The sequence below is a fragment of the Occultella glacieicola genome (genome assembly GCF_004353825.1).
In the GTDB taxonomy this organism is placed as follows: Bacteria; Actinomycetota; Actinomycetes; order Actinomycetales; family Beutenbergiaceae; genus Occultella; species Occultella glacieicola.
The window spans coordinates 556,190-582,751 of the sequence record NZ_SMNA01000002.1; the positions used below are offsets into that span (position 1 = coordinate 556,190).

General features: G+C 72.3%; 26 protein-coding genes and 2 rRNA genes. 8 read left to right on the plus strand and 20 right to left on the minus strand.

What is annotated here, in order from left to right:
• Positions 1-10: 10 nt before the first annotated feature.
• A complete protein-coding gene (locus tag EXU48_RS05435) occupies positions 11-499 on the minus strand; it encodes a GNAT family acetyltransferase (protein WP_328591622.1) in 489 nt (162 codons plus the stop codon).
• Positions 500-513: 14 nt separating this feature from the next.
• Positions 514-1,638, minus strand: a complete 1,125-nt coding sequence (locus EXU48_RS05440) for a GuaB3 family IMP dehydrogenase-related protein (protein ID WP_133106565.1) — start codon at positions 1,636-1,638, stop codon at positions 514-516.
• Between the two features lie 134 nt (positions 1,639-1,772).
• Between EXU48_RS05440 and EXU48_RS05445 the strand changes: the two genes are divergently transcribed.
• The gene (locus tag EXU48_RS05445) at positions 1,773-2,534 is read left to right on the plus strand and encodes an exonuclease domain-containing protein (protein WP_133106566.1); all 762 of its coding nucleotides are present in this window, start codon (positions 1,773-1,775) and stop codon (positions 2,532-2,534) included.
• Between the two features lie 38 nt (positions 2,535-2,572).
• Here the strand turns inward: EXU48_RS05445 and guaB are convergent, their stop codons facing one another.
• Positions 2,573-4,099, minus strand: coding sequence for an IMP dehydrogenase (guaB, locus tag EXU48_RS05450; protein ID WP_133106568.1), 1,527 nt, complete (start codon positions 4,097-4,099; stop codon positions 2,573-2,575).
• 9 nt (positions 4,100-4,108) lie between these two features.
• Entirely contained in the window at positions 4,109-5,107 is a 999-nt protein-coding gene (locus tag EXU48_RS05455; protein ID WP_207947630.1) for a MerR family transcriptional regulator, read from the minus strand.
• 192 nt (positions 5,108-5,299) lie between these two features.
• Here EXU48_RS05455 and EXU48_RS05460 point away from each other — a divergent pair, with 192 nt between their 5' ends.
• On the plus strand, positions 5,300-5,593 hold the full coding sequence (locus tag EXU48_RS05460) for a WhiB family transcriptional regulator (protein ID WP_133106570.1): 294 nt from the start codon (positions 5,300-5,302) through the stop codon (positions 5,591-5,593).
• A 79-nt stretch (positions 5,594-5,672) separates the two neighbouring features.
• Here the strand turns inward: EXU48_RS05460 and groES are convergent, their stop codons facing one another.
• Entirely contained in the window at positions 5,673-5,969 is a 297-nt protein-coding gene (gene groES, locus EXU48_RS05465) for a co-chaperone GroES (RefSeq protein WP_133106572.1), read from the minus strand.
• Between the two features lie 226 nt (positions 5,970-6,195).
• Positions 6,196-7,596 carry a PrsW family intramembrane metalloprotease gene (locus EXU48_RS05470; protein ID WP_133106574.1) on the minus strand — a complete coding sequence of 467 codons (1,401 nt, stop codon included), beginning with the start codon at positions 7,594-7,596 and terminating at the stop codon, positions 6,196-6,198.
• Between the two features lie 85 nt (positions 7,597-7,681).
• Here EXU48_RS05470 and EXU48_RS05475 point away from each other — a divergent pair, with 85 nt between their 5' ends.
• Together EXU48_RS05475 and EXU48_RS05480 are read left to right on the plus strand one after the other, a co-directional pair.
• Positions 7,682-8,878 carry a class I SAM-dependent methyltransferase gene (locus EXU48_RS05475; RefSeq protein ID WP_133106576.1) on the plus strand — a complete coding sequence of 399 codons (1,197 nt, stop codon included), beginning with the start codon at positions 7,682-7,684 and terminating at the stop codon, positions 8,876-8,878.
• A 68-nt stretch (positions 8,879-8,946) separates the two neighbouring features.
• Positions 8,947-10,095, plus strand: a complete 1,149-nt coding sequence (locus EXU48_RS05480) for a glutamate--cysteine ligase (RefSeq protein WP_133106578.1) — start codon at positions 8,947-8,949, stop codon at positions 10,093-10,095.
• 18 nt (positions 10,096-10,113) lie between these two features.
• Here the strand turns inward: EXU48_RS05480 and EXU48_RS05485 are convergent, their stop codons facing one another.
• Positions 10,114-10,500 carry a hypothetical protein gene (locus EXU48_RS05485; protein WP_133106580.1) on the minus strand — a complete coding sequence of 129 codons (387 nt, stop codon included), beginning with the start codon at positions 10,498-10,500 and terminating at the stop codon, positions 10,114-10,116.
• Between the two features lie 91 nt (positions 10,501-10,591).
• Between EXU48_RS05485 and EXU48_RS05490 the strand changes: the two genes are divergently transcribed.
• Both EXU48_RS05490 and EXU48_RS05495 read left to right on the plus strand, forming a co-directional pair.
• Positions 10,592-10,945: a PadR family transcriptional regulator gene (locus EXU48_RS05490; RefSeq protein ID WP_133106582.1), complete on the plus strand. Its 354-nt coding sequence runs from the start codon at positions 10,592-10,594 to the stop codon at positions 10,943-10,945.
• Positions 10,942-11,466: an HAAS signaling domain-containing protein gene (locus tag EXU48_RS05495; RefSeq protein WP_133106584.1), complete on the plus strand. Its 525-nt coding sequence runs from the start codon at positions 10,942-10,944 to the stop codon at positions 11,464-11,466. Before EXU48_RS05490 ends, EXU48_RS05495 begins: the two co-directional genes overlap by 4 nt.
• Positions 11,467-11,479: 13 nt before the next feature.
• On the opposite strand, the gene EXU48_RS05500 is transcribed toward EXU48_RS05495, so the two are convergent.
• The 9 genes from EXU48_RS05500 to glmS are packed head-to-tail and all read right to left on the minus strand — an operon-like array spanning position 11,480 to position 21,992.
• Positions 11,480-13,141 (minus strand): glycoside hydrolase family 3 N-terminal domain-containing protein, encoded by a 1,662-nt coding sequence (locus EXU48_RS05500; RefSeq protein WP_235856845.1) that lies wholly within the window; start codon positions 13,139-13,141, stop codon positions 11,480-11,482.
• On the minus strand, positions 13,138-14,187 hold the full coding sequence (tsaD, locus tag EXU48_RS05505) for a tRNA (adenosine(37)-N6)-threonylcarbamoyltransferase complex transferase subunit TsaD (protein ID WP_133106586.1): 1,050 nt from the start codon (positions 14,185-14,187) through the stop codon (positions 13,138-13,140). Before tsaD ends, EXU48_RS05500 begins: the two co-directional genes overlap by 4 nt.
• Positions 14,188-14,242: 55 nt before the next feature.
• Complete coding sequence (locus EXU48_RS05510; RefSeq protein WP_407938718.1) at positions 14,243-15,184, minus strand: sulfurtransferase; 942 nt, start codon at positions 15,182-15,184, stop codon at positions 14,243-14,245.
• 4 nt (positions 15,185-15,188) lie between these two features.
• Positions 15,189-15,665 carry a ribosomal protein S18-alanine N-acetyltransferase gene (gene rimI, locus EXU48_RS05515; protein ID WP_133106588.1) on the minus strand — a complete coding sequence of 159 codons (477 nt, stop codon included), beginning with the start codon at positions 15,663-15,665 and terminating at the stop codon, positions 15,189-15,191.
• 32 nt (positions 15,666-15,697) lie between these two features.
• Positions 15,698-16,414, minus strand: a complete 717-nt coding sequence (gene tsaB, locus EXU48_RS05520) for a tRNA (adenosine(37)-N6)-threonylcarbamoyltransferase complex dimerization subunit type 1 TsaB (protein ID WP_235856846.1) — start codon at positions 16,412-16,414, stop codon at positions 15,698-15,700.
• Positions 16,407-18,092: an alanine racemase gene (gene alr / locus EXU48_RS05525; RefSeq protein ID WP_133106592.1), complete on the minus strand. Its 1,686-nt coding sequence runs from the start codon at positions 18,090-18,092 to the stop codon at positions 16,407-16,409. Before alr ends, tsaB begins: the two co-directional genes overlap by 8 nt.
• A 16-nt stretch (positions 18,093-18,108) precedes the next feature.
• Entirely contained in the window at positions 18,109-19,764 is a 1,656-nt protein-coding gene (locus tag EXU48_RS05530) for a bifunctional ADP-dependent NAD(P)H-hydrate dehydratase/NAD(P)H-hydrate epimerase (protein WP_133106594.1), read from the minus strand.
• Between the two features lie 7 nt (positions 19,765-19,771).
• A complete protein-coding gene (locus EXU48_RS05535; protein ID WP_133106596.1) occupies positions 19,772-20,122 on the minus strand; it encodes a holo-ACP synthase in 351 nt (116 codons plus the stop codon).
• Between the two features lie 10 nt (positions 20,123-20,132).
• A complete protein-coding gene (gene glmS, locus EXU48_RS05540; RefSeq protein ID WP_133106598.1) occupies positions 20,133-21,992 on the minus strand; it encodes a glutamine--fructose-6-phosphate transaminase (isomerizing) in 1,860 nt (619 codons plus the stop codon).
• A gap of 78 nt (positions 21,993-22,070) precedes the next feature.
• Here glmS and coaA point away from each other — a divergent pair, with 78 nt between their 5' ends.
• Together coaA and EXU48_RS05550 are read left to right on the plus strand one after the other, a co-directional pair.
• On the plus strand, positions 22,071-23,054 hold the full coding sequence (gene coaA, locus EXU48_RS05545; protein ID WP_133106600.1) for a type I pantothenate kinase: 984 nt from the start codon (positions 22,071-22,073) through the stop codon (positions 23,052-23,054).
• Between the two features lie 3 nt (positions 23,055-23,057).
• Complete coding sequence (locus EXU48_RS05550) at positions 23,058-24,611, plus strand: carboxylesterase family protein (protein WP_133106602.1); 1,554 nt, start codon at positions 23,058-23,060, stop codon at positions 24,609-24,611.
• A 13-nt stretch (positions 24,612-24,624) separates the two neighbouring features.
• On the opposite strand, the gene EXU48_RS05555 is transcribed toward EXU48_RS05550, so the two are convergent.
• From EXU48_RS05555 to EXU48_RS05570, 4 genes are all read right to left on the minus strand, one after another.
• Entirely contained in the window at positions 24,625-25,314 is a 690-nt protein-coding gene (locus EXU48_RS05555; RefSeq protein ID WP_133106604.1) for a DedA family protein, read from the minus strand.
• A 301-nt stretch (positions 25,315-25,615) separates the two neighbouring features.
• Entirely contained in the window at positions 25,616-26,062 is a 447-nt protein-coding gene (locus EXU48_RS05560; protein WP_165962690.1) for a GNAT family N-acetyltransferase, read from the minus strand.
• A 181-nt stretch (positions 26,063-26,243) separates the two neighbouring features.
• Positions 26,244-26,360, minus strand: a 5S ribosomal RNA gene (gene rrf, locus EXU48_RS05565).
• 86 nt (positions 26,361-26,446) lie between these two features.
• Positions 26,447-26,562: ribosomal RNA gene (locus EXU48_RS05570) — 23S ribosomal RNA — on the minus strand; the annotation flags it as partial.

Genomic DNA, 26,562 nt, shown 5'->3' on the forward strand with positions numbered 1-26,562 from the left:
CGCGCCGGCGTCAGTCCGGCGGCCGGCCGGCCGGCTCCTCGAGCCGGCGTCCGAACACCCGGGTGCGCTGGTCGGTGTAGCCGAGCGCCTCGTAGAAGCCGGTGACGTCGTTTCCGGCGCGGACCATCAACTGCACCTTCCGGGCGCCCGCCCCGAGCAGCCAGGCCTCCGCGGCGACCATCAGGTCGCGGCCGTGCCCCAGCCCCCGCCGCCCCGGGTCGACGGCGAGGTAGTAGACCCAGCCCCGATGCCCGTCGAACCCCACCATGACCGTGCCGGTCACGCCGTCGGGCGTCTGGAGGACCAGCACGGCAGAGGTCTCGCCCGCCCGTGCCTGGCCCAGGTCCGTGGCCGGGTCGTTCCAGGGGCGGGTCAGACCGCACGCCTGCCAGAGCTCGATGATCCGTTCGGAGTCCGCGTCGATCGCCTCGCGCACACCGACCCGGGTGCCCGACGGCGGCGCCTGCGACGAGGAATCGGCCGCGTCGACTGGGTTCACCGCGTCGACGTCGCTCAGCGCGGGCTGTACGGGGAGACCACGACCTCGACGCGCTGGAACTCCTTGAGGTCGGAGTAGCCCGTGGTGGCCATCGCCCGGCGCAGGGCGCCGAACAGGTTCAGGGTGCCGTCCGCCCTCGTTCCGGGGCCGAGCAGGATCTCCTCCAGGGTGCCGGCGGTGCCCACCCGGACCCGCTCGCCACGGGGCAGGTGCGGGTGGTGCGCCTCCGGGCCCCAGTGCCAGCCGCGGCCGGGCGCCTCGCTCGCCCGGGCCAGCGCGGCGCCGAGCATCACGGCGTCGGCACCGCAGCCGATGGCCTTGACGAGGTCACCGCTGCGACCCACGCCACCGTCGGCGATCACGTGCACGTACCGGCCGCCCGACTCGTCGAGGTAGTCGCGACGGGCGGCGGCCACGTCCGCGACCGCGCTCGCCATCGGCGCGTGGATGCCGAGGGTCTGCCTCGTGGTGTGCGCGGCCCCACCGCCGAAGCCGACGAGCACCCCGGCTGCCCCGGTGCGCATCAGGTGCAGCGCCGCGGTGTAGGTCGACGCGCCGCCGACGATCACCGGCACGTCCAGTTCGTAGATGAAGCGCTTCAGGTTCAGTGGCTCCGCGTGGCCGGAGACGTGCTCCGCCGAGACCGTGGTGCCCCGGATGACGAACAGGTCCACCCCGGCGTCGACGACGGTGCGCCAGTGCTCCTGGGTGCGCTGCGGCGAGAGGGCACCGGCGACCGTGACCCCGGCCGCCCGGATCTCCTTGAGCCGGCCGGTGATCAGTTCGGGGATGATCGGCGCCGAGTACAGCTCCTGCATCCGCCCGGTGGCGCCGTCGACCGGCAGCTCCGCGATCTCGGCGAGCAGCGGCTCCGGGTCCTCGTATCGGGTCCACAGACCCTCCAGGTCGAGCACCCCGATCCCACCGAGCTTGCCGAGCCCGATCGCCGTGGCCGGACTCATCACGGAGTCCATCGGCGCCGCGAGCACCGGGAGCTCGACCTGGTAGGCGTCGATCTGCCAGGAGACCGAGACCTCCTCCGGGTCGCGGGTACGCCGGGACGGCACCACCGCGATGTCGTCGAAGGAATAGGCGCGGCGTCCCCGCTTGCCTCGGCCGATCTCGATCTCGTTGCTCACACCCAGCAGGTTACTCGTTCCGGTCGGCCCAACCCGGCCATGCGGCGGCCGCATCCACCGCCGGCGCGCGTGCCTCGCCGACGTTGTCGGTGGGGCATGGCAGGCTCGACCCCACGAACGCAAGGAGCGCATCGATGACCACGAAGCCGGCGCGGGCGGCGCAGTCGCACCACGATCGCACCTGGATCGACGGTCCCCTGCTCGGGTTCGACACCGAGACCACGGGCGTCAACCCGTTCAAGGACAGGATCGTCAGCGCCGCCCTGGTGGGACGCGGTCGCCGGGGCACCGAGCAGCGCACCTGGCTGATCGACCCGGGCGTCGAGATCCCCGAGGAGGCGGCGGCGATCCATGGCATCTCCACCGCGCACGCCCGCGAGCGCGGCATGGACCCGGCCACGGCCCTGGCGCAGATCTCCGCCGAGCTCGTGGCCGCGTTCCGGCACGGGGTTCCGGTCGTGGCCTTCAACGCCTCGTTCGACCTGACCATCATCGAGCGGGAGCTCGAGCGGCACGGCCTGGTCACGATCGGTGAGCGGCTCGGCAGTCCGCTCGCTCCCGTCCTCGACCCGCTGGTGCTGGATCGTGGGCTCGACCGGCACCGGCTGGGCAAGCGCAAGCTCGTCGACCTCTGCGGGCACTACGGCGTGCAGGAGCGGGGCGAGCTGCACACCGCCGACGTGGACGTGGCGGCCACCCTGGACGTCCTCGCGGAGCAGACCAGGCGCCACCCCGGCCTGGCGGACCGGTCGCTGCCCGAACTGCAGCGCTGGCAGACCGAGCAGCACCGGTCCTGGGCCGAGGACGTGAACGCCGACCGCGCCGACAAGGGACTACCGGGTGCGATCACGCTCGAGTGGCCGCTGTGCACGGTTCCGGAGACGATGACCGCCTGAGACCGCGCCAAGATCGAGGGGCGTCCCGGCCCGGCGGGTCAGCGGCTCGTGTAGTAGTTCGGCGCCTCGGCGACCATCTGCACGTCGTGCGGGTGGGACTCCTTCAGTCCGGCGGACGTGATCCGCACGAACCGGCCGCGGGCCTGCAGTTCCGGGATGGTCCGAGCGCCGACGTAGAACATCGACTGGTGCAGACCACCGGTCAACTGGTGCGCCACCTGGGCGAGCGGGCCCCGGTAGGGCACCTGGCCCTCGATGCCCTCGGTGATGACCTCGTCGTCGGACACGTCGCCCTGGAAGTAGCGGTCCTTGGAGAACGAGCGCCGGTCACCGCGGGACTGCATCGCGCCGAGCGAGGCCATCCCCCGGTAGCGCTTGTACTGCTTGCCGTTCACGAACACCAAGTCCCCGGGGGACTCGTCGCACCCGGCGAGCAGGCCACCGATCATGACGCTGTCCGCTCCGGCGACCAGGGCCTTGGCGATGTCGCCCGAGAACTGCAGTCCGCCGTCGCCGATCACCGGGACGCCAGCCGGCTTGCACGCGAGCGACGCCTCGTAGATCGCGGTCACCTGCGGAACCCCGACCCCGGCGACCACCCGGGTGGTACAGATCGAGCCCGGTCCCACGCCAACCTTCACCGCGTCCACGCCCGCGTCGACCAGCGCCTGGGCACCCTCCCGGGTGGCGACGTTCCCGCCGATCACCTGGACGTGCGCGGTGGCCGGATCCGACTTGAGCCGGCGCACCATGTCGAGCATCAGGCGGGCGTGGCCGTTCGCGGTGTCCACGACCAGCACGTCCACACCGGCCTCGACCAGGGCGAGGACCCGGTCCCACGCGTCGCCGAAGAACCCGACGGCGGCGCCGACCATGAGCCGGCCCTCCGCATCCTTGGTGGCGAGCGGGAACTGCTCGGACTTGACGAAGTCCTTGACCGTGATCAGGCCCTGCAGCACGCCGGAGTCGTCGACCAGCGGCAGCTTCTCGATCTTGTGCTTGCCGAGCAGCGCGACGGCATCGACCGAGGAGATCCCGACGTGGCCGGTGACCAGGGGCATCGGCGTCATGGCCTCGCGCACCGAGGTGCTCGCGAATGCCGCGGTCTCGACGAACCGGATGTCCCGGTTCGTGATGATGCCGAGGAGCACGCCGGCCTCGTCCACCACCGGCAGCCCGGAGATCCGGTACCGGCCGCACAGCGCGTCCATCTCGGCGAGACTGGCGTCCGGTGAGATCGTCAGCGGGTTGGTGACCATGCCCGACTCCGACCGCTTGACCAGGTCCACCTGCGCCGCCTGCGCCTCGATCGGCAGGTTCCGGTGCAGGATCCCGATGCCACCCTGGCGAGCCATGGCGATCGCCATCCGGGCCTCGGTCACGGTATCCATGGCCGCGGAGACCAGCGGGATGGCGAGTTCGATGCCGCGGGTCAGGCGGGTCCCCGTGACCGCCTCGCTCGGGATGACGTCCGTCTCCCCGGGCAGGAGGAGCACGTCGTCGTAGGTGAGTCCGACGAAGCCGAACGGGTCCGAGGCGGTGGAGGCGGCGAGAGGCTCAGTCACTCCCCGAGTCTAACCGTCACCTGCCGGGTTCCCGGTGTGAGGTGCCTCGCTCAGGAGGGCCTCGATCTCGTGCACCGCGCCGGCGAGGGTACGGGCCCGGTGCACGTCCGGGATGTCCGCGGCGATCCGGGCATGCGAGATCACGAACACATGCCCGCCGGTGGCGCTCACGCTGGCGGCGACCTCGGCTGCCCCGTCGGGTTCACCGAGGATGACGACCATGCGCATGCCGCGCCGGCGCACGACCGCGAGGGCCTCGTCGGTGCTGCGGGTGCGAGGTCGGACGACCCGGGTGGGCAGGCCTCGGTGGCTGAGCTCACCGGCCAGGACGTGCGACTCCACGACGCTGGCCGCGTCGGTGAGGATCACCACCTCCCCGGCAGTGCCGCTCGCGGTGCTCCCGAACTCCCGGACGGCGGCGAGCATCGCCCCCCGGAGCACGATCTCCGGGTCGTGCCCGGGCCGGTCGGCGTTGTCACGACCGGCCAGGAGCTCGAGAGCAGGGAGCACGAGCGTGCGCCACGCGCCCAGGAGCGAGGTGCCGAGCGCGGACCGGCGGACCAGGCGCCGGACCCGGCCCTCGTCGGACTCAACGGCCGCAGCCGCGAGGGACAGCGGGTCGACGATCTCCAGCGTGGGCCCGTCATCGAGATCCGAGCTGGCCAGCCCCGCGACCTCCTGCGTGCCGGCGTACGAGTGGCCATCACGGTGCTCGGCATCTGCGGACAGGTCGACGGAGGAGAGCGCACTCCGGGTCGCGAGCTTCGCGGCGTCCGCCGGCGCCACGCCCTCGAGGGTGAGCCGCCGCATCGTCTCCAGCCGGCTGATGTCGCTGGCGTTGTAGCGCCGGTGACTTCCCGCGGTGTGCCCGGAGGGCCCGAGTCCGTAGCGACGGTCCCAGGTCCGCAGCGTCGGCGCGGCGACTCCGAGACGCGCGGCGACCGCGGCGACCGTCAGACGGATGCCGTCATCGGAACCCGAGGCATCTGATCGTGAACGGGCCGCCACCACCGGTACTCCCCTTCGCTCGTGTCGGCCGCGAATCGGCCTGCCTATCGAGGGTAAGCGGCCCGCTGGGATCGAACAACTTTTGCCACGCCGGATGAACCAGTTCTGGAAGGGTCTTGAATAACTTCTGAAGCGGTTGTACGTTGTCCACATCAGCATGAACGCTCAAACGCATCGACGGAAGGACCTACCGTGGCTGAACTATCCCGGCTCCCCGGACCAGTGATGGATCTTTGGGAGTGGCAGTACGAGGGGGCCTGTCGGGACGTCGGAACCGAGCAGTTCTTCCACCCCGAGGGGGAGCGGGGGTCGTCGCGTCGCCGCCGTGACGCCGGCGCCAAGGCGGTCTGCGCCACCTGCCCCGTGATCCGGCAGTGCCGGGAGCACGCCCTGCAGGTGCGCGAGCCGTACGGGGTCTGGGGCGGCCTCTCCGAGGATGACCGCGCCGCGATCCTGGCGAACGAGCACGTGGCCGCGGCGAGTTGACCGGCCCGGCCACTCGAACGAAACGACGAAGGCTCGGCCCCCGATCGGGGGCCGAGCCTTCGTGTGCGTCAGGCGCGGGTCACTTCTCGACGATCGCGAGGATGTCGCGCGCGGACAGGATGAGGAACTCCTCGCCCGCGTACTTCACCTCGGTGCCGCCGTACTTGCTGTAGATCACCGTGTCGCCCACGGCGACGTCCAGCGGGACGCGGTTGCCGTTGTCGTCGACGCGGCCCGGGCCGATGGCCAGGACCTCGCCCTCCTGGGGCTTCTCCTTGGCGGTGTCCGGGATGACGAGTCCGGACGCGGTGGTCTGCTCGGCCTCGAGCGTCTTGACGACGATCCGGTCCTCGAGCGGCTTGATGGAGACCGACACTGCGGACCTCCCCTTCGCATGAGTGTGTTGAACAGGACAGTGTTACCCGCAGCCCCTGGCCGAGTCCGCCGTCGCGGGGGTCGGACGCCACCTGAGTCTGCAAGGGAACGCTGCACCTCGCGATGCAGCCTTCACCACAAAATCTAGGCGGCGATTAGCACTCGGTCAAGGTGAGTGCTAAGCCGTGAGCGCAAATCGTGGGCGCCGCCTCCGGCGCTCGAGCGGCTCACGCTCCGACGGCAGCCCGGAATTGGGCGCGCGAGCGCCCGATCTCCTCGAGGAGGGCGAACTCGTCCTGGCGGGCCCGAATCCCGGTGTGCCCGGTGTAGAGGTCCTGGCGCGCGTACGCGAGCGCGACGGCGGCACGCTGGAACTCCTTCATCGCCTTCGCACCGTTCGGCCCACCCCGGCCGGCCCAGTCCCGTGCCTGCTTGCGGGCCCGCAGGGAGGACAGCATGTCCACCTCGTGCGGGGCGATCCACCCGGAGGGGATGTACTCGGACAGCCGCGAACGCAGGATCCCGATCTCCTTGCGGCGCAGCCACACCACGATGAAGGCCCAGACCGCCAGCGGCAGCCAGTTCACGAACACGACCAGGATCACGAGCGTGCCGACTCCGCCACCGAGCGCGGTCGCGAGACCGTTCCAGAGGCCGTGCAGAAGGGCTGCGAGCAGGTACCCGATCGGCATCATCCACATCCAGGCGAGCTTGTTCCGGTTCCGCGACGCGAGGCCGAGCGCGAGTCCCATGCAGGAGGTGTAGATGAGGTGACCGAACGGCGAGACCAGCCCGCGGATGACGAACGTGAACGTCACGGTCTCCTCGTAGACCGCGAAGTACTGGATGTTCTCCACGAACGCGAAGGCCGCCGCGATCACCGAGGCGTAGACGATGCCGTCGACCGGGCCGTTGAACTGGCGCCGCCGGAGCAGGAAGATCAACAGGAGCCCGAGCCCCTTCCAGAACTCCTCGACGACCGGGGCGCCGAAGATCGCGCTCGCCGAGTCCGGGTCGAGGCCGGTGCCGAGCGCATCCGCGAGGGCGGGGCCGACCACGGAGTTCAGCAGGCTGGACATGAACACGGCCACGCCGCCGCCCCAGACGAACGCCACGATGAGCAACAGCCGCGGCTCGGGTTCCCATCGGTCCACGAGAAGGACGGTGGATCCGACGATCAGCAGCGGGATCAGCGCAAGCACGAACGCCTGGAATGTCGAACCGGTCCCGAAGGACAACGTGAACAGGAACACGACGAACAGCAGGGCAGCCACACCGACCGAGAGCAGGACCACCTCCGCCGCGATCCGGCGGCGCCGCATCGGGGCGGGCGGGTGCACCGGCATGAACTGGTTCTGCGGCATCGGCGCGTACTGGGCCGACGGCGCGGCAACGGTCGGCTGCGACGGGGCGGCGCCGTATCCGTATCCGGGTTGGCCGTACCCCTGTGGGGCGTAGCCCTGGTGGGGGTGTGGTTGCTGGCCCTGCGGGTACTGCTGTTGGCCGGGTCCGGGCTGTTGTGGGTAACCCTGCTGACCGGGTCCGGGCTGCTGTGGGTGACCCTGCTGACCCTGCGCGGGCTGCTGTGGGTACCCCTGCCCGGACTGCGGGAACTGTTGATTGCTCACGCGCCCACACGCTAGCGGCTCCCCAGGGTGCTCGGGCACGAACGCGCGGGCAGAACTGCCCTCGGTTCGGTGGGAGGATCGACCCGTGGATCCCCGTCACCTGAGCCTGCTGCTCTCGCCGGACGGGTGGGCGCTGCTCTCCCGCCTGCCCCCCTACGACGAGGACCAGACCCTGCGGCTCTCCGAGGGCCTGCGCGCCCGCGGTCTCGACCCGGACCTGATCGCGGCGGCCCTGACCCAGAGCCGGCTGCGCGCTCGCGCGGAGGCGAAGTTCGGCGAGTTCGCCCGGGACATGCTGTTCACGCCCGACGGCCTCGAGCAGGCCACCCGGCTCCCGGTGGCCGCGCTCCACGCCGCCCGGTATGCCCGTGCGGGTTCGCTCCGGGTGGCCGATCTCGGCTGTGGGCTCGGCGGTGACGCCATGGCACTGGCCGGGCTGGGCGTGCAGGTCCTCGCCGTGGAGCAGGACGAGGCGACGGCGGCGATCGCCACGGTGAACCTGCGCGCCTTCCCGGAGGCGACCGTGCGGCACGCCGACGCGATGTCGCTCGATCTCGCCGCCGAGGGCGTCGATGCCCTGTTCGCGGACCCGGCCCGACGCACCCGGCGGGGCAACCGGGTGTTCGACCCGAGCGCCTACTCCCCGGATCTCGACTCGCTCCTGGCGCTGCGCGAGCAGGTCCCCGACCTGGGCCTGAAGGTCGGGCCCGGGATCCCCTACCAGGCCCTGCCCTCGCAGACCCATGCCCAGTGGGTCTCCGTGGACTCCTCCGTGGTGGAGGCCGGCCTCTGGTACGGCCGCCTGGCCCCCGAGGGCTCCGGTCGCAGCGCGCTGGTCATCCGCGGCACGGACCAGCACCTGCTGTCCTGGCCCGGCGACGCGGACGCCCGGGCCGAGCAGGCCCCGACCGGCGACCTCGGCGCCTACCTGTACGAACCCGACGGCGCCGTGATCCGTGCCGGTCTCGTGGCCCGGGTCGCCGCCGAGCTCGAGGGGACCCTGGTCGACGAGTCGATCGCGTACGTGACGACCGGAAGCCGGCGCACGACCCCGTTCGCGACCTGCTACCGCATCCTGGACAGCTTCGACTTCGGGCTCAAGCGGCTCCGGTCCTACCTGCGCACCCGCGACGTGGGGCGAGCGACCATCAAGAAGCGAGGCACCGCCGTCGTCCCCGAGCAGTTGCGGCAGCAACTTGCCCTCAAGGGCCCGAACGAGGCGACGATCGTGCTCACCCGGCTGCGCGGGCGGCAGAGCGTGCTCGTCGTCGAACCGGTCTGAGTCGTCCGAGCGGTGAGTGGTGCGCGCGATGGTGGGCACGCCCCGAACCCAGGTGCCAAGATGAGCCGGTGACGATCGAGTTCGCGAGTTCGGCCCGCTCCAGCCTCGGCGTGGAGTGGGAACTGGCCCTCGTCGACACCGACTCCGGGGACCTGCGCCAGGTGGCGCAGACGGTCCTCGACGCGGTCGCGCCGGCGGACGGCTCGCAGCACCCGGCGATCCGCCAGGAGCTCCTGCTGAACACGGTCGAGGTCGTCTCCGGGGTGCGCACCACGGTGTCGGACGCCATGGCGGACCTCGCCGCGGGCACGGCGCTCGTGCGCGAGGTCACCGATCCGCTGCGGGTGGAGCTGATGAGCGCCGGCACCCACCCGTCCGCGCACTGGGGCAACCAGAAGGTGACGGACAAGGCCCGCTACGCCACCCTGATCGACCGCACCCAGTGGTGGGGTCGGCAGATGCTGATCTACGGGGTGCACGTGCACGTCGGAATCGAGGACCGGGACAAGGTGCTCCCGATCCTGAACGCGCTGCTCGCCTACTACCCGCACCTGCTCGCCCTCTCGGCGTCGTCGCCGTTCTGGGACGGCCGGGACACCGGGTACGCGTCCAACCGCGCGCTGCTGTTCCAACAGCTGCCGACGGCGGGGCTCCCGTTCACGACGATCGGCACCTGGGCGGAGCTCGAGCACTACGTCGGGGACATGCTGCACACCGGCGTCATCGACGAGTTCGACGAGATCCGGTGGGACCTGCGCCCCTCCCCCAAGTTCGGCACCCTCGAGATGCGCATCTGCGACGGCATCTCGAACGCGCTCGAACTCGGTGCGATCGCCGCCCTGACCCACTGCCTCGTGGAGCACCTGTCCCGACTCATCGACGCCGGCGAGCCCCTGCCGAGCATCTCGCCCTGGTTCCTCGCCGAGAACAAGTGGCGTTCGGCCCGGTACGGGCTCGAGGCCATCGTGATCCTCGACGAGGACGGCACCGAGGAACTGGTCACCGACCACCTCGACCGCCTGCTGGGCACCCTGGCCCCGGTCGCCGCGGACCTCGGCTGCGTGGCGGAGCTCGAGGGGGTCCGCGAACTCATCGCGAGCGGCGGCTCCTACCGGCGCCAGCGCGCCGTGGCCGCGCGCCACGGCGGGGCCTTGGATGCGGTGGTGGCACACCTGGTCGCCGAGTTCCGGGCCGGCCGGCCGCTGCCGGTGGACTGAGCCGGCACCCGGTCGGTCCTAGGCGCTCGCCTGCAGCCGCGCGTGGGCGGCCCGGCCGCGGATCCACAGCACGGCCAGGATCACGAACCCGAGCCCCACGCACGCCGGCACCACGAACCCCCAGACGCCGCCGGTCACGGAGCCGGCCCGGAACAGGTCCGTGATCAGGGTTGCCCACAGGGGCGCACCGATGATCAGCGGCAGCCCGAGCACCGCCAGGGAACGCTCGGCCGGTGTCCACAGCGGCGAGGCGGCGACGAGGACGATGCCGGCCAGCAGCAGCACGAGCGGGTAGACGAACACCGCGAGCAGGGCGCCCGCGCCGATCGACAGCAGCGCGACCGGTGGCACCCAGGCGCCGGCCAGTCGTGGCGTTCGCGTCGTCGGGCTCGGATCGGTTCCCATCTCGAGGCCACACGCTAGTGCCTCGGCCGGGCCTCTATTCGATCTCGGCCACTACTTGTCAATACCGAATAGCTGGCGTAGTCTCATTCGCATGGAGCCCGAAGCGCCGCTGGTGCGCGACCCGCAACTCCTCAAGGGGGTGCTGCCGATGCTGGTCCTGGCGCTGCTCGAGGGGGACGAGTCCTATGGCTACGAACTCGTCACCCGGCTGCATGGCGCCGGACTGACCGGCGTCGCCACCGGAACCGTGTACCCCGTCCTGACCCGCCTGGAGCGCGACGGGCACCTCGCCTCGCGTCTGGTCGCCTCGGACGCGGGGCCCGCCCGCAAGTACTACCGCCCCACCGACGCCGGCCGCGCGGCCCTCGCCGTCGCGAACGCGAGTTGGCACTCGCTCGCCGCCGTCGTCGATCACGTGCTCGCCGCCCCCGAGGAGGAACGATGACCACCACGACCCTGTCCCTGGCCGACCGCTGGCGGCGCTTCACCTACGTCCAGACCGTCGAACTGTTCCTCGATGCGATGCCGCGCCGGCGCCGGCGGGCCGTGCTCGCCGAGCTGCGCGAGAACATCGACGCCGCGACCGCCGACGTCGGCCTGCCGACCGCCCTCGCCGACCTCGGTCGGCCGAGCGACCTGGCCGCCCGGTACCTGGAGTCCGAACCACCCGACCGGCCGACCTGGCACATCGGCGCCCTTGCCGCCTCGATCGTGTTCGCGGCCTGGCTGCTCGGTACCGTGGTGTACACGTTCGGCATGCTGGACGCGCTCCTGGCGCTCTCCCCGGCGACCTCGGTCGCGGAGGGCAGTTTCTTCGGGGTCGGGATCCGCGCCGAGGCGGGCCCGGAGGTGCTCGCCGCCGAGTTCCGCGGCGTCTCCTGGCCGGCCGTGGTCGCGATGGTCGTGATCTTCGGGCTGTTCTCGCGCCTCTGGCGGGTCCTGCCCGGCGCGCGCCGGGTCTCCTGAGCCGGCCGCCGGTTCAGCAGACCGTCGCGGGCAGACCGGAGACCTCGACCGGCAGGGTCCCCGGCGCGGGTGCGGCACCGGTCAGTACGGCGGCCACCGCCTCGAACGCCTGCGCCGTGCGGCCGTAGACGGCGAGCCGCGTCGGCGCGTCGGTCTCGGTGAGCAGCCAGGGCTCGTCCAGGAGCACGGCCACGTCGGCACTGCCCGACGGCGTCGCTCCGGTCAGCAGCCGCACGTCGGTGTCCGCGGGCTGCTCGAGCGCGACCACGTCGAGGCCGGCGGCCTCGGCCGCGGCCACGAAACCATCCCAGTCCGCGCGGCTGCCGCCCCGCACGTGGATCGTGTCGCCGGCAAGGGCACGGCCGCACTGCCCGGCCACCTGGGTGATGGCGGCCGCCGACAGCGCGAGCGACGCCGGTGCCGCGGACCCGACGTCCGCCGTCGTCACGGCCTGCGCGTCGGCGGCGATCGCGGCCTGCCAGCGCATCAGGGCGATCACCCGGCCCGCCGCCTCGTCCACCCGGTCCCGGCCCAGGCTGCCGTCAGCGAGTGCGGCGACGATGCCCGCGTGTGCCGCCGGGACGTCGACCGGCCCGAGCAGCAGGTCTGCGCCGGCCTGCAGGGCCAGGACGGCGATCTCGGCGGAGCTCCAGGTCTGGGTGAGCGCACCCATGTCCAGGCCGTCGGTGATCGCCACCCCAGTGAAGCCGAGGTCCTCGCGCAGGACCCGGTAGGCCTCGGGCGAGACCGACGCGGGCACCCCCGGGTCCCATGCCTCGACGGCGATGTGGCCCATCATCACGGTCGGGGCACCCGCGTCGACGGCCCGCTCGAACGGCACCAGGTCCCGGGCCGCGAGCTCGGCGGCGCTCGCTCCCTGTACGGGCAGCCCCTGGTGGGAGTCGACGGTCAGCGAGCCGTGCCCCGGAAAGTGCTTGACGCTCGAGATCACGCCACCGGCGGTGAAGCCCGCAGTCGCGGCGGTGACGGCACGGGCGGCTCGTTCGGGGTCGGAACTCGCCGCCCGCATCCCGATGGTGACGTCCGCGGGCCCGACCGTGACGTCGGCGTCCGGGGCGAAGTCGTAGTTCAGGCCGGAGGCCCGCAGTTCCAGCGCCATCGCCTCGGCGGCCGCCGACGTCACGGCCGGGTCGTCCGCGGCGCCCGCGGACATGAAGGTCGGGAACGAGGTCCAGGGTCCCGCCGCGGCACCGAGCCGTTGCACCAGCCCGCCCTCGTTGTCCACCGCGAAGGCCGCCGGCCAGTCCCGGCCCGACTCCGCCTGGGCCGCCTGCAGCGCCGAACCGGTGGCGGCCACCTGGTCCACGGAGGCGACGTTCTCGGAGAACAGCACGAGGCCGGCGAGGTGATGGGCGGTGAGGGCGGCGGCCGCTGCCGCGGGGTCGGTACCGGGGTAGCGGGCGAGCAGCACCTGCCCGGCGACCTCCTCGGGACTCATCGCGGCGGCAACGGCCGTGGCCTCCGCGACGTCGGTGGGGGTCGGCCCCCAGGCGAGCGGCTCCTCCGTCGGCTCCGGGCTGGTCGGCGTCGGGCTCTCGGTGGTGCCTGTGGGTTCGGTCGGGGTCGGTTCGGGCGGTGAGGTCGGGGTGCAGGCGGTCGCCGCGAGCGCCAGTGCCACCGCAAGCCCGAGGACGGCCGATCCCGGCCGCCTCATGCGTGGGCGAGCACGTCGGTCAGGGGCATGCCGGAGTCGATGGTGATGTCCAGGGTCGAGGGCGGGAGTCCGGCGGCGACGACCGCAGAGCCGAGGGCCGCGATCATGGCGCCGTTGTCCGTGCAGTACCGGATCGGTGGGATCCGGACGGTGACGCCGGCCTCGCCGAGTCGCTCGGCGGCCAGCGCTCGCAGCCGGGAGTTCGCCGAGAACCCGCCACCGATGACCACCGTGTTCACCCCGTGTGCCTCGCATGCGGTCAGGGTCTTGGTGACCAGGACGTCCGCGACAGCCTCGGAGAACGAGGCTGCGATGTCGGCCGCGGGAACCTCCTGGCCGGCGTCCTGGTAGCCCTCGACGACCCGGGCCACGGCGGTCTTGAGCCCGGAGAACGAGAAGTCGTAGGGGTGCCGGGCGAGGTCCTTGCCCCGGCTGAGGCCGCGGGGGAAGGCGATCGCGGCCGGGTCGCCCGTCTGGGCGAGGCGGTCGACGTGCGGGCCGCCGGGGTACGGCAGCCCGAGGAGGCGGCCGACCTTGTCGAACGCCTCGCCCGCCGCGTCGTCGAGGGTCTGGCCGAGCTCGGTCACGTCGGTCGCGATGTCCCGGACCAGGAGCAGGCTCGAGTGGCCTCCGGAGACCACGAGGCCGAGGAACTCCTGCGGGAACGGCCCGTGCACGAGCGCGTCGACGGCCACGTGGCCGAGCACGTGGTTCACCCCGTAGAGCGGCCGGTCGATCGCGACCGCGAGCGCCTTGGCCGCGGACACACCGACGGTCAGCGAGCCCACCAGGCCGGGTCCCGCCGTCACCGCGACGGCGTCGACGTCGGCCAGGTCCACCTCCGCACGCTCGAGCGCGGCGTCCAGGGTCGGAACGAAGGATTCCAGGTGGGCACGGCTTGCGACCTCGGGCACGATGCCGCCGAACCGGGCGTGGTCGTCCATCGACGACGCGGTCACGTCGGTGAGCAGGTCCAGACCCCGGGTCAGGGCGATCCCGGTCTCGTCGCAGGAGGTCTCGATGCCGAGGACGAGCGGTTGCACCATGGCTCAACCTTACGTCCCGCGGGTGGCTCGGTGCCCCGCCGGTGGGGACGTCGGGCTACTCGCCCGGGTCCGGCGTGGCCGCGGACGGCGGGACCGGGTCGAACCCGGTCGCCACCGGCCGGTCGGAGTCGGCGGACCACTGGGACCAGGAACCCGGATACAGGGTCGCGGGTACGCCGATGCTGGCCAGGGCGGCGACCTCGTGGGCAGCCGTGACGCCGGACCCGCAGTAGACGACGACCTCCACGTCGGGTGCGACCCCGGCCAGGGCGAACCGTTCCCGGAGTTGCTCCGCGGGGCGGAAGGTGAGGTCCTCGGTCAGGTTCGCGTCGGTCGGCGCACTCCGGGCACCCGGGATGTGCCCGGCGCGTGGGTCGATCGGTTCGTTGGCACCGGAGTAGCGCTCCGCGGCGCGCGCGTCCAGGAGTACCGCGCCTGCGCCGTCGGGACGGTCGGCGAGCTCGGCCACCCGTGCCGCGTCGGCCACGGGCATGCCACCGGCGCTCAGCCGCACGCCGCCCGGGTCGACGCCGACCGCCCCGTCCTCGAGAATCCCACCGATGCCGTGCCAGGCGGCGAGGCCGCCGTCGAGGATGCGGACGTCGGCGATGCCGCCCCACCGCAGCAACCACCAGGCGCGCGCGGCGGCGGTGCCGCCCGAGTCGTCGTACACCACCACGGTGTCGCCGTCGTCGATGCCCCAGCGCCGCGCCGCGGCCTCCAGGTCCGCGACCTCGGGGAGCGGATGACGCCCGGCCTCGGGTGCCGGTGGGCCGGACAGGTCGCCGTCGAGGTCGACGTACTGAGCACCGGGGATGTGGCCGGCGATGTAGAACCGGCGCCCGTCGGGTTCGGCGAGCGACCAGCGCACGTCGAGGACCACGAGGCGAGCGGCGCCGTCGGACCCGAGCAGGTCCTGCAGTTCGGCGGCGGTGATCAGGACCGAGGCCCGATGGGCGCTGGTGCCGCTGCTGCCGGTGTCGCCTTCGAACGTCACGTGCTCACTCCTCGATCGCCTCGGCTCCGACCGGGCCGAGTCCCCGACGGTGGGGGCGCTCCAACGGTAGCCGCATCACGAGCGCGTCCGCGCCCTCGGGCTGGTAGTAGCGACGCCGGACCCCGAGGGCCTCGAACCCGAACGACCGGTACAGCGCCTGGGCGCCCTCGTCGTGCAGGCGGACCTCGAGGAACACGGCCTCGGCCGACACGGACCGGGCTCGCGCGATCAGTTCGGCGAGCATCAGCCGGGCCAGTCCGCGGCGGCGGTGTGTCGGGGCGACGCCGATCGTCATGACCGTGCTCTCGGGCGCCAGCGCGACGCCGGCATACCCGACCACCAGACCGGGCTCGGTCTCGACGACGACGTAGTGCCGGTCCGACCGGGCCAGCTCGGACTCGTACGAGGCGCGCGACCAGGCGCCGGCGCCGAAGAGCACCGGCTCCAGTTCGATCACCCGGTCCAGGTCCGCCCCCGACATCGGGCGCAGGCGGTCGGGCGGCGCACCATCGGTCACGAGGCGCGCTTGCGGCCGGGTGCGGCGTGGATGTCCGGGCGGCGTAGATAGCGGGGGGCCGTGGTGAGGTCTCCACCGGAGCCGAGCCGGGCTGTCGTGATCCGGCCGAGGACGATCGGGTCGACGACCGCAGCGAGTGCGTCGGGTACGGCGTGGGCGGCGAACGCGTCGGGGTACAGGGCCGCGCCGCGCCCGACCACCGCCCCTTCGGCGATCGGGTCCGGGAACCGGGATGCCACCTCGGCGGGGGTGTCCACCCCGGGACCGCCGAGTGTGTGCACGTCGAAGGGGGCTGGGCCGTCCGCCAGGGCGGCGGGGCGGTAGTGCGCCCAGTAGACCTCGCGCCGGCGGGCGTCCGTGAGTGCGAGGACCTCGGCGTCCGGCCCGGCGCTCACCAGGGCGGCGTAGCCGAGCGCGTCCAGCGAGCACACCCCGTGCACACCGATGCCCAGGGCCCGGCCCATCGTCATCGCGGTGACCAGGCCGACCCGCAGCCCGGTGAACGGAGCCGGGCCCGTGCCGACCGCGATGGCGGTGAGGTCACGTGGCGTGATCCCCGCCCCGTGCAGCACGGACTCGATCATCGGAGTGAGGGTCTCGGTGTGCCTGCGGGCGTCGCCGCTCCGCTCGGTGCCGAGCGGGTCCTCGCCACACAGGAGCCCGACGGCGCCGCCGTCCGAGGTGTCGAGGCACAGGATCAGTGGTTCACGCACGGTCCCACTGTAGGTCGATCCCGGCCCAGCGTGGGCCGACGCCATGCAGCCGCGCCACCCGCCCGGGTTCGGGCCCCTCCGGGTCGGTTCCGGCACCGCGTGGCCGCTCAAGGCTGACCTCCAACCGATCCTCGGACAGGGACTCGACCATGCCCTCGCCCCACTCGACGACCGTGACCGAGTCGTCCAGCGAGGCATCCAGGTCGAGTGCGTCGACCTCGTCGAGGGAGCCGAGCCGGTAGGCGTCCACGTGCACCAGGTCCGGCCCGCCGACGAGGCTCGGGTGGACTCGGGCGATGATGAAGGTGGGCGAGGCGATCGGGCCGCGGACCCCGAGGCCGTCGCCGACCCCCCGGGTGAGGGTCGTCTTGCCGGCGCCGAGGTCGCCAGTGAGGACCACCAGGTCCCCCGCACGCAGCAGACCGGCCAGGTGTCGCCCGAGCGCCTCGGTCGCCTCCTGGTCCGGCAGGTTCACAGCGAGCGCCGCGCCGCCGGTCCCCGTCGCGTCCGTGGCCTGGGCCGCGCCGAGATATTCGCGCGGGATCCGCGGACCGATCCGGGTGACGATCTCGTAGTCGATCGTGCCGACGGCGTCGGCCCAGTCGCGTACGGTCGGTTCGCCGTCGTCCCCGGCACCGAACAGCACGGCGACCTCCCCCGCCTCGAGGCGGCCGGCATCGGGGCCGAGGTCGAGGACGAACTGGTCCATGCAGACCCGGCCGGCGACGGTGTGCCGGCGGCCGGCGACCTGGACCGGCGCGACGTTGGAGGCGTGCCGGGGGATGCCGTCGCCGTAGCCGAGCGGCACCACCCCGAGCACCGTGTCCCGGGTCGTCGTGTAGGTGTGGCCGTAGGAGACGCCCTGGCCCGCCGGGGCCGCCTTGACCAGTTCCAGGTCCGCCTCCAGTCGCATGGCCGGGCGCAGGCCGAGGTCCGCGGCGCTGCGGTGCGCGAACGGGGACAGCCCGTACCCGGCCAGGCCGGGACGGACGAGGTCGTAGTGGGTCCGGGGATGGGCGAGGGTCGCCGCCGAGTTCGCGAGGTGGCGCACCTCGAGCCGGGCCCCCGCCGCCTCCGCGCGGCCCAGGGCCTCGTCGAAGACCTCGATCTGCGCCGCCACGCTCGGGTGGTCCTCCTCGTCGGCGCGCGCCAGGTGGGACCAGACGCCGACCACGCGTACCTCGCCGCGCTGCTCCGCGTCGAGGGCGGCATGCAGCAGGTCGGTCCAGGGTTCCAGGAACGACCCGCCGCGGCCGAGCCCGGTGTCCACCTTCAGGTGCACCCGCGCGGGCCGGCCCGCGACCCGGGCCGCATCGACCACCTCGGTGAGGGCCCACCGCGCCGGCACGGTGACGTCGATGTCGGCAGCGATCGCGGCCTCGAACGGTGCCCCCGGCGCGTAGACCCAGGCGAGCACGGGGACCTCGTGGCCGGCCGCACGAAGCGCGAACGCGCCGTCGAGCTGCGCCGTGCCGAGCCACGTGGCCCCGGCCTCGACGGCGGCCCCCGCCACCGGGAGCAGACCGTGTCCGTATCCGTCCGCCTTGACCACGGCCATCAGCGCGGCCGACGGCGCCGCGTACGCCAGGCGGCGCAGGTTCGCCCTGATCGCGTCGAGATCGACGATGACTCGGGCCGGGTAGTAGCCCATGCCCGTGTCGGGTGCGGGCTCGCTCATGCTGGGTTCCACCGACTCAGTGTGCCAGGATTCCGCGGATGGCCTCGGGCACGGACGCGGCCACGTCCGACGCCGTGATCGGTGCGCCGTGGGCGGCGAGGACTCCGGCGCGCCCGTGCACGAGGGCGCCCGCGGCAGCCAGCACGGCCGGCGGACCGTCGGAGCCCGCCAGCAGGGCCCCGACGATGCCGGCGAGGACGTCCCCCGATCCGGCCGTCGCGAGCCAGCCGGTGCCGTCGGCCTGGCTGTACCACGCCCCCTCGGGACCGGCGACGACGGTGACCGGCCCCTTGAGCAGCACCACGGCCCCGGTGAGCTCCGCCGCCCGCTGCGCCCACCGGCCCGGGTCCGCCTCGATCGCGGCTCGCTCGACCGGTTCGCCGCGGCCATCCAGCAGGCGCGCGAGCTCGCCGGCGTGCGGGGTGAGGACCACGCGCCGGCGGGCCAGGGCGGTGGGGTCGGCAGGCAACCAGTCCAGTCCGCCGGCATCCACGACCAGGGCCACGCCGGGGTCCGCGATCGCCTGGGCGGCCGCCTCCGGAACGGGTTCCCCGGCGGCGATCCCGGATCCCATCACCATGGCCTGCACCCGGCCGGGGGCGGTGACGACCTCGGGGTGCCGGGCCAGCACCATCCGGGCCGCGCCCGCGGGACCGAGGTAGCGGACCATCCCGCAGCCGGTCCGTAGGGCGCCGCTGCTGGAGAGGACCGCCGCCCCCGGATAGGCGTCCGAGCCCGCGACCAGCCCGAGCACCCCGCGCGTGTACTTGTGGTCCGCGGGACCGGGAACGGGCCACAGGTCGGCCACGTCCGCGTCGAGCAGGCGGCGCACCACGGCGGGCCGCGCCGCGACGGCCTCGGCCAGACCGAGGTCGACGACCTGCACGTCGCCGGCCTCGGCAGCGGCGGGCGGCAGCAGAAGGGCCGGCTTGAGCCCGATCATCGTGACCGTGATGTCGGCCCGGAGCACCTCGCCCGGCACCGCGCCGCCGTCGGCCTCGAGCCCGCTGGGCAGGTCGACGGCCACGACCAGCGGGGCCACGGCGGACCGTTCCCGGCGCTCGTTCAGAGCCCTCGCGACCTCACCCGACACCCCGCGCAGGCCGCCGGTGAGGCCGATACCCGCGATGGCGTCGACCCAGATCTCCGCCGCCTCGGCCGCGGCGAGCACGGGAGCCAACTCGGCCCTGTCGGCCCTGTCGGCACTCTCGCCCCTGTCGGCACTGTCAACGCCTTGGGCACTGTCGGCGCTCTCGGCACTTTCGGCACTGTGGCCGCTGCTCGCCTCGGCATCGGCTCGTCCGGCCGCCCGGTCCGGCGTCGGGGCCGGTGGCGGTGGCGGTGGCGGAGTGGTGGTCGGTAGGAGTCGGACCCCGGCTCGTCGCGCGGCGGCGAGTCCCTCGGGATGTACCCGCTCGCGCAGCAGCGCGGCGGTGACCAGCAGGCCCCGGCGGGCGAGGTACGCGGCCGCGAACAGCCCGTCGCCGCCGTTGTTCCCACCGCCGACCAGGACCAGGGCGCGGGCGCCCACGAGAGCGAGCCCCCGCCGTCGGGCCTCGGCCACGGCCGCGGACGCGACCGCGTAGGCGGCCCGCTCCATCAACGGCTCGCCGGCCGCGAGCGCCGGCGCCTCAACGGCCCGGATCGACTCGGCCCGATACGCGAGTCTCATCGCCGGGTCACCGTTCGGCGACGGCGACCGCGGAGGCGATGCCGGCATCGTGGGAGATCGACAGGTGCCAGGACGTGATACCGAGGCGCTCGGCGACGGCGGCCACCGACCCGGTCAGGTCGACGACCGGTGCGCCACCGATGACGCGGTGCACGGTGGCGTCCTGCCAGCTCATGCCACCGGGTGCGCCGAGCGCCTTCGCGATGGCCTCCTTCGCGGCGAACCGGGCGGCGAGCGAGGCCGGCGGGAGTTCCCGTTCGGCCGGGGTGAACAGACGCTCCCGCAGTCTCGGGGTCCGCTCCAGCGTCGCGAGGAAGCGGGCGACATCCACGACGTCGATGCCCACTCCGACGATCACCGCGAGATCCCTACTCCACCGTGACGGACTTGGCGAGGTTGCGCGGCTGGTCCACATCCAGGCCCTTCGCGGTGGCGAGCGCCGCCGCGAAGATCTGCAGTGGCACCACCGAGACGAGCGGCGCGAGCAAGGTCGGGGTCTGCGGGATCCGGAAGACCTCGTCGGCGAACGGGACGACGGCCTCGTCCCCCTCCTCGGCGATCACCAGGGTGTGCGCGCCGCGGGCCCGGATCTCCTGGATGTTGGAGATGACCTTGGCGTGCAGGGCGTCCCGCCCGCGCGGGGACGGCACGATCACGAACACCGGCTGCCCCTGCTCGATCAGCGCGATCGGGCCGTGCTTGAGTTCCCCTGCGGCGAAACCCTCGGCGTGGATGTACGCGAGCTCCTTGAGCTTGAGGGCACCCTCGAGGGCGACCGGGAAGCCGACGTGCCGGCCGAGGAAGAGCACGGTCGGCTCGTCCTTCATGGCCCGGGCGACGGCGCGGACCTGCTCCTCGTTGTCCACGACCCGCTGGATCTTCTCCGGCATCGCGCGCAGCTGGGCGAGGTCCTCGGTGATCTCGTCCGCGAACTTGTTGCCGCGCAGTTGCGCGAGGTAGAGACCGAGTAGGTAGCAGGCGGTGATCTGAGCGAGGAACGCCTTGGTGGAGGCGACCGCGATCTCCGGACCGGCGTGCGTGTACAGCACCGCGTCCGACTCCCGCGCGATCGTGGACCCGTGGGTGTTCACGATCGCGAGCACCTTGGCGCCCTGCTCACGGGCATGCCGCACGGCCATGATCGTGTCCATCGTCTCCCCGGACTGGGAGACGGCGACCACGAGGGTCTTCTCGCTGACGACCGGGTCCCGGTACCGGAACTCGTGCGCGAGTTCCACCTCGACGGGGACCCGGCACCAGTGCTCGATGGCGTACTTAGCCACGTGCCCCGCGTAGGCGGCGGTGCCGCACGCGATCACGACGATCTTGTCGACGGTGCGCAGGACGGACTCCTTGATGCGCATCTCGTCGAGCTGGAGCCTGCCGTCGGTGCCGGCGCGGCCGAGGAGCGTATCGGCGACGGCCTGGGGCTGGTCGTGGATCTCCTTGTCCATGAACGTCGCGAAACCGCCCTTGACGGCCGCCTCCGCGTCCCAGTCCACCGTGTACCTGCGCGGCTCGACACTGGTGCCGTCGGCATCGATCACCCGGATCTGATCCGCGGTGATCGTGACGATCTGGTCCTGGCCCATCTCCATCGCCTCGCGGGTGGAGGAGATGAACGCCGAGACATCGCTGCCCAGGAAGTTCTCACCCTCGCCGACGCCGATCACGAGCGGCGAGTTGCGACGGGCCCCCACCACGGTGTCGGGCTCGTCGACGTGCGTGGCCAACAGGGTGAACGCACCCTCGAGGCGGCCGACGGTCAGCCGCATCGCCTCGGTCAGGTTCTGGGCATCGTCGTAGGCGCGCGCCAGGAGGTGCGCGACCACCTCGGTGTCCGTCTCGGACAGGAACTGGACGCCGGTCTCGACGAGCTCCTCCTTGAGCTGGGCGAAGTTCTCGATGATCCCGTTGTGGATGAGCGCCAGCCGGCCGCCGGCGGCCAGGTGCGGGTGGGCGTTCACGTCGGTCGGCCCACCGTGGGTGGCCCAGCGCGTGTGCCCGATGGCGGCGGTCCCGGCAGGCAGCTGGCGTCGCTCGAGCTCGTCGAGCAGGTTCACGAGCTTTCCGGCCTTCTTCGCCGAGACCATGCCCTCAGGGGTGGTCACCGCGACGCCCGCCGAGTCGTACCCCCGGTACTCCAGGCGGCGCAGCCCCTCGACGACCACTTCGAGCGGCCGCTGACCGGGCGCGGCAGGGCCCACATATCCGACGATTCCACACATGGGGCCCAGCGTATCCGTCGCCGCGGGTGATTCCGTGTTCGCGCGCGTGCGGCGTGGATCACGTCGGAGTGGGAGAGTATGGGCGTGGTCCTTCCCGACGTCACCCGGTTCCAGCCGTTGCCCAGCGACTCCGGTTCTCCGTTCGTGGAGTTCGACCGGGCCGCCTGGAGCCGGCTGTCGGCATCGACGCCGCTGCCTCTGACGGCAGCGGACATCGAGAACCTGCGCGGCCTCGGCGACCCGATCGACCTCGCCGAGGTGGACACCGGCTACCGCCCGCTCTCGAGACTCCTCACGCTGTACGTGGCGGCCTCGCAACGGTTGCGCGCGACCACCTCCACGTTCTTAGGCGAGCCGGCGCACCGCACCCCGTTCGTGATCGGGGTGGCCGGGTCCGTGGCCGTCGGGAAGTCCACCGCGGCCCGGGTGCTGCGGGAGATGCTGCGCCGGTGGCCGGAGACACCGCGGGTGGAGCTCGTCACCACGGACGGGTTCCTGTACCCCAATGCCGAGTTGGAGCGTCGGGGCCTGCTGGAGCGCAAGGGTTTCCCGGAGTCCTACGACCGTCGGGCGCTGCTGGACTTCCTGATCGAGGTCAAGGCCGGGACCGAACAGGTCACCGCGCCCGTCTACGACCACGTGCGCTACGACATCGTGCCGGACCGCCGCGTGGTGGTCCGCAGTCCGGAGGTGCTGATCGTCGAGGGTCTGAACGTGCTCGCCCCGGCCCGGGTCAGCGCGAGCGGTGAGCCGTCGCTGGCGGTCAGCGACTTCTTCGACTTCTCGATCTACATCGACGCCGCCACCGAGCACATCCGTCGGTGGTACGTGGAGCGCTTCCTGGACCTGCGGCAGACGTCATTCTCGAATCCGGACTCCTACTTCCACCGGTACGCCGACCTCGACGACGTGCACGCACGCCGCCGTGCCGGGCAGATCTGGGAGAGCATCAACGGTCCGAACCTCGTCGAGAACGTCCTGCCCACCCGCGGCCGGGCCACCCTGGTGCTGAGCAAGGACGCCGATCACCGGCTCAGCCGGTTCCGGCTCCGGAAGATCTGACCCATGGTCGTCCCCCTCGACGCCGGCGTGGACCCGGTGGTGGCCACGCGGTCCGGCCGGGTGCGGGGCGTCCGGCGGCCCGGTTCGTTCGCGTTCCGCGGAATCCCCTACGCGGCGGCCCCGGTCGGCCCGTTGCGGTTCGGCCGGCCGGCCCCGCACCCGGGCTGGTCCGGTGTCCGTGATGCCACCCGCAACGGCCCGACCCCGAGTCTGGGGCCCACCACGGACACCTACTCGATCCCGGAGCCGGTGGTGCCGGGCGAGCAGATCCTGAACCTGAACGTCTTCACCCCGACGCTCGACGGCGGCGCCCGGCTACCGGTCTACGTCTGGATCCATGGTGGTGGGTTCGTCGGCGGCTCTCCGGGTGGGCCCTGGTTCGACGGCGCCGCCTTCAACGCCGACGGTGTGGTCACCGTGGCGATCACGTACCGGCTGGGGTTCGAGGGGTACGGGCACGTCCCGGGAGCTCAGGAGAACCGGGCCCTGCGGGACTGCATCAGCGCCCTGGAGTGGGTCCAGGAGAACATCGCGGCGTTCGGCGGCGACCCCGGCCGGGTCACCCTCGGTGGCCAGAGCGCCGGCGGCGGCGCCGCTCTCGCCCTTCTGGCCGCGCCCGCAGCCCAGGACCTGTTCGGGGCCGCGATCGTGCACTCGGCACCGCTGCCGGACATCCGGATCGCCGACGCGGTCGGTCAGAGCGCCGTGATGGCCCGACTCTGCGGGGTGGAGAACACCTGGGACTCCTGGCGCGAGGTGCCACGGGAGCAGATCGTCGCCGCCGAGCGCAGCCTCGACCGCGCGGATCTGTGGTCGGCGGTCCGGGACCTGCACCGGATCCTGGGTACGTCGGCACCGCTGACCGCGTTCGGTCCGGTGATCGACGACGACCTGGTCCCGGTGGAACCACTGGCCGCGTTCTCCGCCGGGACCGGCGCTGCCAAGCCGGTGCTGATCGGCGCCACCAGCCACGAGTTCAACGGGGTGACCGCGCATGTGGATCGCTTCCTGGCCCAGGGGTTCGCCGGTGCCATCCTGGTGGGTCTCGGGGTGCCTGCGGTGCTGGCCCGCGCCTACCCGCGCGCCTATCCCGACTTCTCCCCAGCCGAACTGCTCGGTCAGGCCGTCACGAACCGGGTATTCCGTATTCCGACCGTTCGGGTCGCGCTCGCCCGGACCGCGACGTCCGGGGCGACGCCACCGGTCCCCGGGGCCGCGGCCCGCCCGGGAGCCGGCCCGATGGCCCCGACCTGGCTCTGGGACTTCCGCTGGCGTTCGGCCGCGACCGGACGCTCGCCGCACTGCCTCGATCTGCCCTTCGCATGGCACGTCCTCGACGCCGAGCGGGTGACCCGCATTGCGGGGACAGACCCACCACTCCCGCTCGCCGACCACATGCATGGCGAGATCGTCCGGTTCATCACCGAGGGCACGGTCGGCTGGGAGCCGTTCCGACCCGAGGCGCCGGTCGCCCACGTCTTCGACGAGGAGTCGGTGACCGGCCGGGACCCATTTCGCTTCGAACGGTTGGCGCTTCAGGCCGTCGATGACGACTGATGGCGCCGGCCGGTCACGGCGTGCGCTCGAGCACTCCCGGACCCGGCGCTGGCTCCGGGTCGTCGTCACCGTCCGCGCCGGCGCTTGCACTCGGTCCGGGCCCGTGCGGGTCCAGGCCGGCGCGGCGGAAGAACCGCCGCATCACGAGGTCGATGATCGTGCCCATGACGACCCCGACCAGGACCCCGACCAGCACCGCGATGATCGGGTGGTCGTGCAGCACGGCGCCCGCACCCACTCCGAGCAGCACGGAGTAGAGGGACCAGGTCACCGCGGCCAGTGCCGCGAAGCCGACGAACCGGCGGAACCCGAACCCGACCGCTCCGGCAGTCATGTTGACCGCGACCCTCCCGATCGGGATGTATCGCGCCGAGAGGATGAAGGCCCCGCCCCGTCGTTGGAGCGCGCTCTCCGCCCAGGCCAGGGCCCGCGCTCCACGCTTGGTCCGGAACAGCCGCAGCCGCCGGATGGGTACCCGGGTGCCGATGAGGTAGGCGATCACGTCACCGCAGAACGCCCCGAGGGCGGCCACCGGCAGGATCAGCCACAGACTCGGGGCGAGCCCGGCGACGGAGAGGCTCGCCAGGGCGATGACGACCGACTCGCTGGGTACCGGGGGGAAGAAGCCGTCGATGGTGCAGAACAGGAACAGGGCGAGCAGGACCCAGTGCGACGCCGCCATCGCCAGGATCGTCTCGACCATCAGTTCCTCCGTCTTCCACCAGCAGTCAGGGGCACCCGTTCGTGACGTGCCCTCGCCACCAACGCTAAGCGAGCAGGGCCCCGAACCGGAATGGGTGACCACCCTGATCCTGCCCGGAACCTGCGACAACCGACTCCCCCGGTCGTGTGATTCCTGGGTCACAGGCTCATCCCACGGAAGGATGGACGCCCGGGACCGGGTCAGCTGATCCGACGGGTCTCGCAGAACGTCAAGGATAAGCCGTCGGGCAGACCACTCCGCAATGCGAATACGCGCAACCGGCGGCCGGCCGGCCGCCGACTCACCCCGATGGTCGCTCAAGCCGCCAGGCCATCCTGAGGTCCGGTGCCCGTTCCTCGTTCCCGGCACCATCGGTCCGCTGGACCTCCACCAGACCGTGCGCCGCGTAGAAGCGTAGCGCGGCCGTGTTCGTGACGAACGCCCATAGATCGAAACCCTCCGGGCACACCTGCTTGACCTTCGCGAGCAGGGCGCTGCCGACGCCGGAGCCCTGAACACGCGGATCCACGTAGAGCCCTTCGAGATGGTCAGCCGAGACCCACGCAAATCCCTGCAGTCGGCCGTCCCGGCCGAAACAACCGAGCACGAGGTCCTCGGACAGATCCCAGGACCGGACCCACGCCCGAACCTCACGATCCGAGTGGACGCTCGGCGGAAACGCCGCACCGGCCGCATGGCGTGCGTCCAGGTAGACCTCGGCGGCCGCCGGCAGCTCCGCACGGCGCATCGCCCGAATCGTCACTCCGGTCCCCAAGCTCATGAGGCAAGCCTCCACCACCCGCGCCCCGCAAGGCACGGTGATTCCACGGTCACCGGGCCACCGGGTCACCGCGACGCCGGCGGTAACGAACGCGCCGAGAATGCGACAAGGGCCACCCCGGTGTGGGGTGGCCCTTGTCTGAAGTGTTGTCCGGCGGCGTCCTACTCTCCCACGTAGTCTCCCACGCAGTACCATCGGCGCAGAGGGGCTTAGCTTCCGGGTTCGGAATGGGTCCGGGCGTTTCCCCCTCGCTATGACCGCCGTAACTCTATGGAGATGTTTCGGGTTTGGTGCCCGTATCTCGGGAACCGCACAGTGGACGCGTAGCACACAGTTTTGACTTTTTGTTGTGTGGTCAAGTTATCGGCATATTAGTACCGGTCAGCTTCATGAGTCTTGGTGTCCTCACTTCCACATCCGGCCTATCAACCCAGTAGTCTAGCTGGGAGCCTCTCGGGGTCGAGCCC

Excerpts from the sequence above, each read along its gene's own strand:
- EXU48_RS05445 (WP_133106566.1), top strand. The coding sequence starts at position 1,773 with ATGACCACGAAGCCGGCGCGGGCGGCGCAGTCGCACCACGATCGCACC.
- EXU48_RS05485 (WP_133106580.1), bottom strand. The coding sequence starts at position 10,500 with ATGGGAACCGATCCGAGCCCGACGACGCGAACGCCACGACTGGCCGGC.
- EXU48_RS05490 (WP_133106582.1), top strand. The coding sequence starts at position 10,592 with ATGGAGCCCGAAGCGCCGCTGGTGCGCGACCCGCAACTCCTCAAGGGG.
- EXU48_RS05495 (WP_133106584.1), top strand. The coding sequence starts at position 10,942 with ATGACCACCACGACCCTGTCCCTGGCCGACCGCTGGCGGCGCTTCACC.
- EXU48_RS05500 (WP_235856845.1), bottom strand. The coding sequence starts at position 13,141 with ATGAGGCGGCCGGGATCGGCCGTCCTCGGGCTTGCGGTGGCACTGGCG.
- tsaD (WP_133106586.1), bottom strand. The coding sequence starts at position 14,187 with ATGGTGCAACCGCTCGTCCTCGGCATCGAGACCTCCTGCGACGAGACC.
- rimI (WP_133106588.1), bottom strand. The coding sequence starts at position 15,665 with ATGTCGGGGGCGGACCTGGACCGGGTGATCGAACTGGAGCCGGTGCTC.
- alr (WP_133106592.1), bottom strand. The coding sequence starts at position 18,092 with ATGAGCGAGCCCGCACCCGACACGGGCATGGGCTACTACCCGGCCCGA.
- EXU48_RS05530 (WP_133106594.1), bottom strand. The coding sequence starts at position 19,764 with ATGAGACTCGCGTATCGGGCCGAGTCGATCCGGGCCGTTGAGGCGCCG.
- glmS (WP_133106598.1), bottom strand. The coding sequence starts at position 21,992 with ATGTGTGGAATCGTCGGATATGTGGGCCCTGCCGCGCCCGGTCAGCGG.
- coaA (WP_133106600.1), top strand. The coding sequence starts at position 22,071 with ATGGGCGTGGTCCTTCCCGACGTCACCCGGTTCCAGCCGTTGCCCAGC.
- EXU48_RS05550 (WP_133106602.1), top strand. The coding sequence starts at position 23,058 with ATGGTCGTCCCCCTCGACGCCGGCGTGGACCCGGTGGTGGCCACGCGG.
- EXU48_RS05555 (WP_133106604.1), bottom strand. The coding sequence starts at position 25,314 with ATGGTCGAGACGATCCTGGCGATGGCGGCGTCGCACTGGGTCCTGCTC.
- EXU48_RS05560 (WP_165962690.1), bottom strand. The coding sequence starts at position 26,062 with ATGCGCCGTGCGGAGCTGCCGGCGGCCGCCGAGGTCTACCTGGACGCA.